10 protein-coding genes are annotated in these 11024 nt (G+C 48.4%); 4 read left to right on the top strand and 6 right to left on the bottom strand.

What is annotated here, in order from left to right; all coding sequences use genetic code 11:
* Positions 1-43 precede the first annotated feature (43 nt).
* From JSU04_09215 to JSU04_09195, 5 genes are read right to left on the bottom strand one after another with little or no spacing between them, the layout of a single operon-like run.
* Positions 44-763, bottom strand: coding sequence for a hypothetical protein (locus tag JSU04_09215; protein MBS1970477.1), 720 nt, complete (start codon positions 761-763; stop codon positions 44-46).
* Positions 764-781: 18 nt separating this feature from the next.
* A complete protein-coding gene (locus tag JSU04_09210) occupies positions 782-2053 on the bottom strand; it encodes a hypothetical protein (GenBank protein ID MBS1970476.1) in 1272 nt (423 codons plus the stop codon).
* Entirely contained in the window at positions 2050-3087 is a 1038-nt protein-coding gene (locus JSU04_09205; GenBank protein MBS1970475.1) for a prepilin-type N-terminal cleavage/methylation domain-containing protein, read from the bottom strand. Before JSU04_09205 ends, JSU04_09210 begins: the two co-directional genes overlap by 4 nt.
* On the bottom strand, positions 3048-3494 hold the full coding sequence (locus JSU04_09200) for a type II secretion system protein (GenBank protein MBS1970474.1): 447 nt from the start codon (positions 3492-3494) through the stop codon (positions 3048-3050). The genes JSU04_09205 and JSU04_09200 overlap by 40 nt, the downstream gene beginning before the upstream one ends.
* A gap of 11 nt (positions 3495-3505) precedes the next feature.
* Positions 3506-6019 (bottom strand): hypothetical protein, encoded by a 2514-nt coding sequence (locus JSU04_09195; protein ID MBS1970473.1) that lies wholly within the window; start codon positions 6017-6019, stop codon positions 3506-3508.
* A 278-nt stretch (positions 6020-6297) separates the two neighbouring features.
* Here JSU04_09195 and JSU04_09190 point away from each other — a divergent pair, with 278 nt between their 5' ends.
* The 4 genes from JSU04_09190 to JSU04_09175 all read left to right on the top strand — a co-directional run bounded on the left by JSU04_09190 (position 6298) and on the right by JSU04_09175 (position 10351).
* Positions 6298-7176 (top strand): YicC family protein, encoded by an 879-nt coding sequence (locus JSU04_09190; GenBank protein MBS1970472.1) that lies wholly within the window; start codon positions 6298-6300, stop codon positions 7174-7176.
* A gap of 22 nt (positions 7177-7198) precedes the next feature.
* Positions 7199-7756 (top strand): guanylate kinase, encoded by a 558-nt coding sequence (gene gmk, locus JSU04_09185; GenBank protein MBS1970471.1) that lies wholly within the window; start codon positions 7199-7201, stop codon positions 7754-7756.
* A 30-nt stretch (positions 7757-7786) separates the two neighbouring features.
* Positions 7787-8029, top strand: coding sequence for a DNA-directed RNA polymerase subunit omega (locus tag JSU04_09180; protein ID MBS1970470.1), 243 nt, complete (start codon positions 7787-7789; stop codon positions 8027-8029).
* A gap of 105 nt (positions 8030-8134) precedes the next feature.
* A complete protein-coding gene (locus JSU04_09175) occupies positions 8135-10351 on the top strand; it encodes a bifunctional (p)ppGpp synthetase/guanosine-3',5'-bis(diphosphate) 3'-pyrophosphohydrolase (GenBank protein ID MBS1970469.1) in 2217 nt (738 codons plus the stop codon).
* 32 nt (positions 10352-10383) lie between these two features.
* Here JSU04_09175 and JSU04_09170 read toward each other — a convergent pair whose 3' ends face one another.
* Positions 10384-10923, bottom strand: a complete 540-nt coding sequence (locus tag JSU04_09170; GenBank protein ID MBS1970468.1) for a transposase — start codon at positions 10921-10923, stop codon at positions 10384-10386.
* Positions 10924-11024 lie beyond the last annotated feature (101 nt).

Below are 11024 nucleotides of genomic sequence, written 5' to 3'. Positions count from 1 at the left end.
GGTAAAAAAAAGGCCTCCGTGTGGGGAGGCCTGTTGAGACTTGCTAGTAGCAGGCGGTCGGTTTGCTGCCGCATTTGTCGGTCTTTGTAAAGTAGACTTGGCCATTTTGACAAGTACGGTACTGGTAGGTCACTTCCATGTTCTTACCACCCATGCGAGTACACGAAGCAATCTTATCGCTACAGTAGCTATTGCACGCCGGCGTATTGTTACCCGCAGTTGGAGTTGGTCCTGTACCTGGAGTAGCCGTTGCCGCGGGAGTCGGTGTTGGGGTCGAAGGCGGCGGAGTCGGTGCCGTGCAGTTTGAAGCAACGACTGCGAGCTGACCATTTGTACATCTCACCGTCATCGTTCCGGCATTTACGAACTGACCCGCGTTGCTGATCAATGCAGGTTTAATATCCACGCAGTTATAAGCGCGACTTGCACCATGACCCATTTCAGGGATCGCAAGTTCTGACACGCCAGCGGCTGCAGGATTTTCAAAGTGGGTGTTGAGCTTTAAAAGCGTGTCGCGGCAGTGCAGAGTGCCGTCGCCGTAATCAGCGACACCCGCAGGAGCCGGAGTTGCCGCGGATTGAGTGCCGTTTTCAAGTGTCTTTTTCCCAGAGCGCAGGTTCACGCTGCTCTTTTCACCTTGAACGGTGTCTTTGGTCATTCGCTTTTCCCAGCGATTGCTTTGGCCAACGGAAGACGCGCTCACGCCGATAATTGCAAGCATTCCTGCGCCCAGCAGAAGTGTCTTTGCGTTTAGTTTTTTCATATCGCCCCCTCAAAACTCTTATGGTATCGCCGTAACAAACACATCCCAGAGCGAACCTTTTTGGATTTTCCCTTTTTTATCCTTGTAAGTAAATTCCCCCGGACCAAGGATTTTTCCGGAGTTCCCCACATAGCGGGTTTCTTTTTGGTAGGTGAGAGAAATAGAAATAACACCTAAATCAGACAGCTTTTTAATTTCAGATTTCTGACTGATACCATCGTGATTGCGGTCACTCCACAACAGGAGCTTACTGAAGATCTTATCTTTTGCATCAATCACGCCGTCTTTATTGTCATCATAGAAAGCCAAATTTGCAAAACCATTTTCGTAACCATTGATATCGCCAAACAGATCTCGACCAGACTCAATCTTGCCGTCATTGAGTGTATCCATTGCTAAGAAGTAAGTTTCTTCTGAGAAATCCGGCCAAGAAATTTTCGGAGCACCGCCTGGCAGTTTTAAATCCCGCTCCATCACCGGGAAGTGGGAGCTCTTCGTAATTGCCGGCGGTTTTTCCGGAGATTTAAATTTCAAAACCAGCGGCGAGAAGAAGCCTCCGCAGAAGCGATTTTCACCAGGAAATCCCGCATAGACTTTGATTTGCCGGCCGTTATCCGCCGCATACCATGTCACCGCAGCGGTGAGCGGACCGTCCCAGCCCATGAATTTTTGTTGGGTCGTACCCGGTGGCATTTTTTGTTCGAAGCGAATGCTTTGAACTAAGAAGCTTTTTGCACTGACGTCAACAACGCGGCCATACTCGGCGTTTGATGGCGTGAGGTCGATCTTCGTTTTCTGTGTGCTTTTTAAAGCCGCGCGGATCATGCGGTCTTTAAGATGCGCGTTGACGGCGTATTGGAAATTTCCGGCGGAGTCATAAACACGAGAAACAGCAGCCGTTGAAAGATCCTCATCGCGCGAGTCTGTTGTCATTGTCGCAATGCCAGGAAAGGTGATGGCGTAAGTTTTGTAGGTGCCGTCAAAAGCTTGATAGTTAATGTAGCCGGTCACTGTTGAAGCCGGGCTTAGGGGATTTGGAATCGCACGCAAATTTGTACCGTAGCAATAGATATGAATATCCAAATTGGTGGTATTGCTGCTGCTGCGAGTGTAGCTCATCTGTGAGTCGACAACAACGTCGCTCAAGTTCGGCCCTGAGGCCGGCAAAATATTAATATCGGCGGCCGTTTTAGGCACCGCTGTGGTCGAGGCGGTTTGAGCAAAGGCCGAAGTCACCCCGAACGAGAGGCTGCCTAAAGCTGTCATGAGGATGCGAGCTGACGTTCTCATTTTTGAACCTCCAGGCTGACAACAGGAAGAGCAATGGATGATCTTTTGAATTCAACAGACTGAATTTTATCGGTCACCATGATTTCAGAGCCGTAACCGCCCGGGCTCCATTTTTTCATGACAAGATCCGCGTAGCCCGCGGGATATTTTGAATTCGCCCGCATTTCGAAGCGATAAAGCACCGCTGGCTCGATTTTCACAAAAGGAGCCGCGCCACCGATTGTTGGCAGAGTGCGCAGATACTGATCGACGGAGTTATAAACCGCATTCGTCACGGGATGAGAATTTGTAATCGTCACGGCGGCTTCCGAGTTGAAGAGGGGCTGTAAATCATCGCCGACAACTTTGCCGATAAAGGACGGCATCCGCGGTAAAGTCATCAAATTAATCGTATTTGCCGCTGAAACCGGGCGCAGATACGTCGGGCAGGTCAACACGAATAATTTTCCGTTAGCCCAGCGATCACCAAACACCTTGGACATAAGCTTATCTGTCGCTACGCTACCGCTACCGTTATCGATATCCGGAATGGTGTTAAGTCCGCGATAGCGAATCGTTCCATCCTGAGTAATATCGGACGGTGTCGTTACTTCTTCGTAGGCGTGCATCGGTTCATAGGTTAAAGAATCGAAATCAGCTTCATCCGAAGTTAGAAGATAGAAATACTTCGTCGTGTCTTTTGCCGTCATGGTAAAACTGCGGCTGCCGGTTGTGCCAAATGTACTGAGCGGCAAATCCGGATAATAGTCATAAAAGCTTGCGTTGTTATCATCGGCCATGCGAATGCGGTTATAGCTTAAAGCCGATTTCTTCATGATATTGACGGCCATGATGTTTAAGACTGCCATTTGCGATTCGTCCGAAGATTCCTTCTCATACTGATTCATACGGTGAATGAAATCATTGATGAACATCGTATTGCCTAAAACAACAAAGGTCATCAGTCCCACCACAAGGAGGACCTCGATCATGCTAAAGCCGCGCTGATTGCGCGCTATTTTACGGTGATGAAGTAAGTGAAGGTTTGACGCCACTTGCCCTCCTCATCCGTACTCACGGCCAAAAATTTGACTTGATATAAGTTTCTCACAATCTCACTCGGAATAATGATGTAGCCAACATAAGCTTGGCACGCCACTTTGGCGCATTCAGAACGCTGAACCAAGTTATGATTTTGGATCCCAAGCGGCAGCTTCGCTGGATCGAGCATCTCTTTTTCTTTTGTAATGCTATTGTCGAAACTTGCCTGGAACAAAGAAAGATTGAAACGAATGCTTTCCGCAAGCGAGTGAATCGCTTCACCAGAAACGCGGCGGAGTTTCATTTGGGCATTCAGCCGTGCCAAATAAGAAATATAGCTTGCAATCACGGCCGCTGTAATCGAGCCGATCACAAGAGAAATCAGAATTTCAATCAGGGTAAAACCCTTTTGATTTTTCATATTCCGTCTCATCACAACCCCTTCGTTCTGCTGACTTCTTTGAGCAAGAAGCGGGTTGTTTGTTTCTTACAAGTCACTTTCGTGGATTGCGGAGTTTCAAGACCGCAATCAGGATCTACCCCGGTCCACTTAAACGGATCGGCTTGGCGGAGGCTCACCGGATTACAAGCATAGTGAGTCATCACTGAAATCGCGCCGATATTCGGCATCCAAAGCGGCGGTAAGCTCGGGCTTGCGCAATCAAGGACGGCGCCTTTTTTATCACGGCCCAAAACCCGCGCCTGACGAAGTTCGTAAACGGCTTGAGGATGATAGATCGTGCTCCAGCGGATGCCGGCCTGATACGCACTCGGGTGAATATCAATATTGCCGGCGATGATGGTGCCGATAATTCTTAACGGCGTCGAGCGTGGCTTGATCGTCAACTTTTCGCAGGTATAAAAACCCGTCACGAAATTGGCGTCAGCCTCGATCATACATTCTTGAACGAGAGATTGAATTTTGAAAGTCGGATATTGGCCAGCACCTGGATTGTAGGCTGCCGTTCCTGCATCGATATGCAGGATACCCGCGAGATAGCCATCCGGGAAGTCAGCGGTAAAGCTCCAGGCATGGCGAGCTTGGCTCGCGAACGAGATCGACCAATCCGCTGACGGGAACGACGTGTAGTAAGCATCCGTATTGCCAGGCACCGCCATACACTGAGCATCGAAGGCGCTAAAGTCTGTTTCGCCATTCGGCGCTTGCGAGGCATCGTACACCGGATAATTCACGGTATCGACTTGTAACATTGGATTTGTATACCAGCCGCCGGCTGTCTGGCGGTAAACGTCGAAAGAAGCAGCTGAAGATTTATAGAAGGTAAAACCGTTGGATTTGTAAACGCCCATCACTGGATGTGAAGAAGAGTTGTCACGCAGGTTGGTCGCGTAGTTATAGGCGTAGTCCATGCCTTCTAAAACCAGTTTCACACTTCCTTGAGTTAAAACATTGCCGGACGTATAAGCGCCAATATCCAAGTTACCGGCATCAGTGAAGGTCACATTCATGTCGACTTGATTGTACTGCTTCTTGCCGCTCACCATATGTGGCGAAGTACGAACATGAACTTCTGGTCCTCCGGCTCCGAGTGGGTAAAGGGCCACTTCGCCATTTCGCGGGAGATAGAAGGTATTGAAATAGACATCACGGGTTCCGGCTGAAGGAACATTGAGACCCTCATAGATGAGTTTTGCCTTAAAAACGGCGCCGCCCTGCCAACTGACGATTTTTCCCGCCGTCGTCACGTTCGGAACGTTGGTTGCGATTTCAAACGCAGTCCCGCCGGTGTCCTGGAATTGCTCAATCAAGTTATCAATGATCCCGATGTTCAGGGAAAGATCAAAACTGTTTGCCGCCGGAGATCCGTTGAAGCGACTAAATAACTGCGTATCTTTGGTTGTGGAAAGGTCAAATGACGCCATAATGCGCTTGCGGCAAAGATCAAAATCCGTGAGCGTGATATTGCTGTTCACATTAAAGAGATACTCGAGGCCCTTGTCTTTTTCAGGGTCAAGCTCATAGCCAGCCAGCAGCCCTGTAAACGACGTGAGCTCATGGTTGTACATATTTTTCTCACCACCAGCATCGCCGGGATTAAACAGAGTTTGTCCGGCACCTTGATAGATCAAACCGCCACCGATCACGATTTTATCGAGGAAGGTCACGTTATCCATCGCTGCATCGGCATTTGCAGTTTTTGGTGGTAAGTGCAAATCGCCATTGACGAAGACCGGGCTTTCAAAACGAAGGCCTTGAATCACAGACGATGAAGCGCTTGCGAAGCTAACGTCACCGGCTGTCGGGGCCGGCATACCAAGGTAGAGTGCCTTGGGCACAATCAGGCCGAAATAGCTGAGTTCGCGCGGATAGACGATGACTTTTGATTGCAACTCAAGATCTTTGAAGCTGCTGCTGGCTTTCGCGACAAGCTTGATACTGATCCGAAGCGGAATTTCATTCCCCTTGGTTGTTGAAATCGCCGAGCTTTCGCGCTTGATGTTGAAGGTGACATTCTCGTAGTTGCCGTTCAGAGGCTGCGTGATGCTAAAGAGCGGGTGGCTTGGAGTGATCGCCGCCAGTGGCACGGTCTGAGTCATCACCATTAAGCGCGTGTTGATCACTGGATCGGGGTGCGGAGTTTTTGATGAGCCCAGGTAGTTCAGAGTTTCATCGCTGAGGAGTAAGCGAACCGTGTTGCGCGCATGGAAGAGATTGCAGGCGTTATCCTGAACCCAGGTGTCTGAAAAACACCAGGACTGTTTGATGCCATTGACTGTGTAGGCGAAAAGGCCATCCAGCACGATCCGGTGATCCATTTTGTCGGAAGACGACATGACTTGGTTCACGCGGCTCTGAATCCAGATCGCAGACATCATGATCATCAGGCACACGAAAACACTCATACCCAATGCTGTGAGCAGGGTTGAACCTGTTTGCGTGCGCAAGACTATGGAAGACCTCAATTTGAGGCGGTGTTCGCTCATGATACTGCCTTGTAATTTAACGTTCTCCTTTTAGTATCGGCTAACGTTGTTATTTCATCTATCAATTTAAGTTGTTTAATTTCCTAGGGAAAAAAGAATTGCTCCCAGGGAAAAAAGTGTGCAATTATGAGCTGGACTCATTGTCCATAAGCCCCTTTTTGCATCATCATGAGTCGTTTTTTACGGCCATGGTTTCTAGGTGAACAGCAGCCACAGACTCATTTTGAGGCTCGAGTTTTCTTGACGGCAGTGGCGGCGGTTTTCATACTGGAGTGAATATGAAAAGCATGACTGGTTACGGCACCTCGAAGGCGCAGCAAAAGGACCTCAACATTGAAGTGAGCATTCGCACCGTGAATGGTCGCTTCCTCGATACGAGATTCCATTTGCCGCGTGAATTCGTGCCTTTTGAAGCGGATCTTAAAAAAATTCTGAGCGAAAAAATTCTGCGCGGAACGGTGGACATCTTTGTCAACCGCCGCAATAAAGGCGCACAGGAAGCTGCAGAAGTGCGTGTGAACGAAGAGCTCGCGAAAAAATATCTCAGCGCTTTTCAGAAAATTTCAAAAGCCACCAAGCTCCCGGCGAACCTGCATCTGGAAATTCTGGCGCGCATGCCGGATGTTATCCAGCTTGAAGACAAATCCGAAGTCACAACTCATGAAGAAAAGTTGCTAAAATCGGTTTTCACTAAAGCTTGCGGCGATTGTGTGAAAGAGCGGGAGCGCGAAGGTAAGTTTTTGCAGAAGGAGCTCGAAAAACTCGTTCACGACCTTGAAAAGCAGGTGGCTATTGTGGCGGGGCTCCGCGAAGACGCCAACCGTCAGTTGCAAGAACGCTTTGAACAAAAAATCGGCAGCCGTTTGAAGGGTCAAGAGATGGATCCTCAGCGCCTGACTCAGGAAATCGTGATCCAGCTTGAAAAGGCCGATATCAACGAGGAGCTGGTCCGCCTGACAGAGCATCTTAAAAACTATAAAGATCTGTTGAAAAGTGCTCAGGCAGAGGGCAAAAAGCTCGATTTCTACACCCAGGAATTGCTTCGTGAGGTGAACACCATCGGCTCAAAGTCTCAGGTAGCCAAGATCACTCAGGCTGTGGTAGAAGCGAAAACACTCATTGAAAGACTTAGAGAACAGGTTCAGAACGTAGAGTAGCGAGACGGGACGTGGACAGGTTATGAAAACGAGAATGATCATTGTCGCAGCTCCGAGCGGGGCCGGCAAAAGCAGCTTTGTAGAGAAAGCATGTCGGGAAGATTCTCGTCTCGAAGATACTGTCACGTACACCACCCGCGGGATGCGTAAAGGCGAGAGCCAAGGCCACCCTTATAACTTTGTGACTCGTGAAGAGTTCGAAGCCAAAATCAAAGAAAACTTCTTCGTTGAGTGGGCCAATGTGCACACGAATCTTTACGGAACTCCATACTATCAGCTGGAAAATGCCTGGATTAAGGGCAAATGCATCATCATGGACGTCGACGTTCAGGGGGCTGATACCTTTAAAGCGAAATACCCGGATGCGGTTTCGGTTTTCATTCTCCCACCGAGTATCGACGAGCTGCGTCGTAGAATTGAAAAGCGCGACGGAAAGATCCCCGCGGACATTGAAATCCGTATGGCGAACGCTGAAAAGGAAATCAAACAGGCGTCTCGCTTCGATTATCAGATTGTGAACGACCAATTTGAGCACTCTTACGCTCAATTTAAAAAAATCATTGAAGAATTACTGTCTTAGAGATAACTTAGCCCCTTTCGGGAGGCATGAATGGCACGCGTTACGGTAGAAGACTGCTTGAACAAGGTTCCTAATCGTTTTGCTTTGGTTTTGATGGTTTCAAAAAGAGCTAAGCAATTGCTCAAAGGTTCTGAGTGCACAGTCGCGGCTCGTAATAACAAATACATCGTGAGTGCTCTTCGTGAGGTCGCTGCGGGCAACGTTGGTTACGACGACAATCACTCTGATCCAGCAGGCTTGTTGGCGGAGATTGAAAGAGATCTCAACAAATAAGACTTGGTCTAAAGTCTTAAATATCCGAAAATACGAGTCAATTTCGTAATCGCCAGGAGGAATCTTCCTGGTGTCCTAAGGCCCTCTGAGATATGATTGTTAGGTATGTCAGAGAGCCACGTGGAAGGCGGTCTTTCCCAAAGACCCACAAAAACCCTAGAAGAACTTTTAAATAAAATCAGATCCTATTTTCCACAGGCTGATTTGAAAATCATTGAGAAAGCCTATTACTTTTCTGAAAAAGCTCACGAAGGGCAAATTCGTCGTTCGGGAGAACCCTACATTTCTCATCCGCTGGCTGTTGGCGGAATTCTCGCAGACCTGCATTTAGATTTAGATTCGATTGTGACGGGGCTTTTGCACGACACGGTTGAAGACACGCATGCGACTCTCGAAGACATTCGCCGCGAGTTTGGCGAGTCTGTGGCGCAGCTCGTGGATGGTGTCACGAAGATCTCGCAGATGAAGTTTAAAAACAGCTACGAGAAGCAAGGCGAGAATATTCGCAAGATGATCGTGGCCATGGGACGTGATGTGCGCGTGCTTCTGGTGAAGCTTTGCGATCGTTTGCACAATATGCGCACGATGAACTTCATGCCGTTTGAAAAGCAAGAGCGCATTGCCATGGAGACCCTCGAGATTTACTGTCCCCTGGCGGGCCGTATGGGTATCAGCTCTTTGAAAATTGAGCTTGAAGACTTGTGCTTCCGTTACTATCGCCCCGACATGTACTACGAGCTGGTACAAAAGGTTCGTAAGACCGAGGCTGAGCAAAATCGTTACATCGATGATGTGAAAAGTGTGATCAGTAAAGAGCTTGATAAAGCCGGTTTCAAGTTTGAAGTGTTCGGCCGCTCGAAGCACTTATGGTCCATCTACAAGAAAATGCAAAGTCGTAATATCGATTACGAGCAGCTCTATGATGTGCTGGCATTCCGTGTGATTGTTGAATCTGTGGCAGAGTGCTATGGCGTTCTGGGGCTTGTCCACTCGCTGTGGAAGCCGATCCCTGGACGCTTTAAAGACTTCATCGCCATGCCGAAGACCAATAACTACCAGTCGTTGCATACGACGGTGATCGGTCCCGGCGGGGAACGCATCGAAATTCAAATCCGCACGCGTGAAATGCATCTCGTTGCCGAGCGCGGTATCGCGGCTCACTGGAAGTATAAAGAACGCGGCAAGGCCGCAGAGGATAGCGAATTCCAGCAAGTGAATTGGCTGAAGGATCTTGTTAATTCTCATCAACAAGTTAAAAACGCCGACGAATTCCTTGATAGTGTAAAGACTGATCTTTTTGATTCTGAAATTTATGTTTTCACTCCGAAGGGGGATGTGCGTGAATTCCCCGAGGGCGCAACTCCTTTAGATTTTGCCTATGCGGTTCATACAGAGCTTGGTAATAAGTGCACCGGCGCTCGTATCAACGGCAAAATGGTGCCGCTCAGATATCAGCTTCAAAACGGGGATACGGTTGAGATCGTGACTTCAAAAACGCAAGAGCCTTCGAAAGACTGGCTTAAGTTTGCGGTTACGAATAAAGCAAAGCAAAAAATCCGCCAGTACGTTAAGGAAGAGCAACGTCGTCGTTCTTTGGCTTTGGGTAAGGATCTTGTCGAAAAAGAATTCCGCAAGTTCGGTATGGCGGCTGTGAAGCATTTGAAGGGTCCTGAGTACGAGACGTTCTTAAAAGAAAATGGTCTGAAGGATTTGGAAGAGCTCTACGTGAAAGTCGGCTACGGCCGTTTGGAGCCCCGCCATCTGGTGAACCGTGTGTCACCGACGACGATTGCGAAAGAGGCTGCTAAGACCGAAGAGACGACCTTCATGGAGAAGGTGGTGAAGGCCGCCGCTCAGAAGACGCGTAAGAGTAACTCTCTTGTTAGCGTCGACGGGATGGATGACGTGCTTGTGCATTTTGCAAAATGCTGCCATCCGATTCCCGGCGATCCAATTAGTGGCTTTATTTCCCGCGGTCGTGGCGTCACAGTCCATCGCGCCGATTGCCCGAAGGCATTTGAGCTCGATCAATTCCGTAAAGTCGATGTCGCATGGACAAGCACTCAGGCAAGTGATGGCCAGGAGCGCATGGTGCGTGTTCGCGTGATCAGTCATGACGTGCCGGGCTTGCTAAAATCCATGTCCGAGGTTTTTGCAGTTCAAGGCATCAACATCGAAAGCGCGCAGATCCGCACCACCAAAGATAAAAAAGCAGTCTGCAACTTCGAAGTCAGCGTCAAAGACGCCAGCCAGCTCAACAACGCCATCTACGAACTCCAAAAAATCAAAGGCATCCTCGGCGTCACCCGCGTCTTCCACTAAAAGGTACCAGGTCGCTTTTCGGAATTGACTTTCTAAAGAAGGCTTTCTTCTAGCCGGTGAGGCTGTTTGTTGAGTGGATTTTTCGGCAAGAAAAACTCTTTTCTTTTAAGGGCTTTGGCAAGTGCTTCAATGTCACTAGCTAGCGGAGTCTCATTGAGCCATTTTAGCGTCGCTGAGTTAATCTCAAATTCCGAAAATAGAAAGTGGTCTTCTTCTATGGGAATAGTCATTCTACTTTTGCCAAGAAGTCCATGTAGAGTACTGAATCTATATTCTTCGCATGACTGACTTAATCCAGCTTGAACTGGGTTTCTATATACATATTTGTAGACGTTGCTCCAATAGTGCACCCGTTTGACGAGAGTCCGATAGTAACGGCTCCCATAAAACTGATCTTCTCTTTTTAGTACACGATTAAACTCTTTGCTCGTTTCGCGCATAAAGTAATTCATTGCCTCACTCAAATTGCCGTGAGGAGTGGTCACGATAAGATGGAAGTGATTATTCATGAGTACGAAGGAGTGAATTTTTAATTTATAGGCGTGCTTTACAAAAAAGAGGTAGTTACTCATGATTTCCCAGGCGATAGGCATATCGATAGGGATGAATTGTCCGCCGTGAGTCCGGCAATTTACGTGATACGGATATTCTGTCGAAATTAAGTGGGTCTTTC

It is taken from the genome of Bdellovibrionales bacterium (assembly GCA_018266295.1).
GTDB lineage: Bacteria > Bdellovibrionota > Bdellovibrionia > Bdellovibrionales > Bdellovibrionaceae > JACMRP01.
This window is presented reverse-complemented; position numbering and strand designations above follow the sequence as displayed.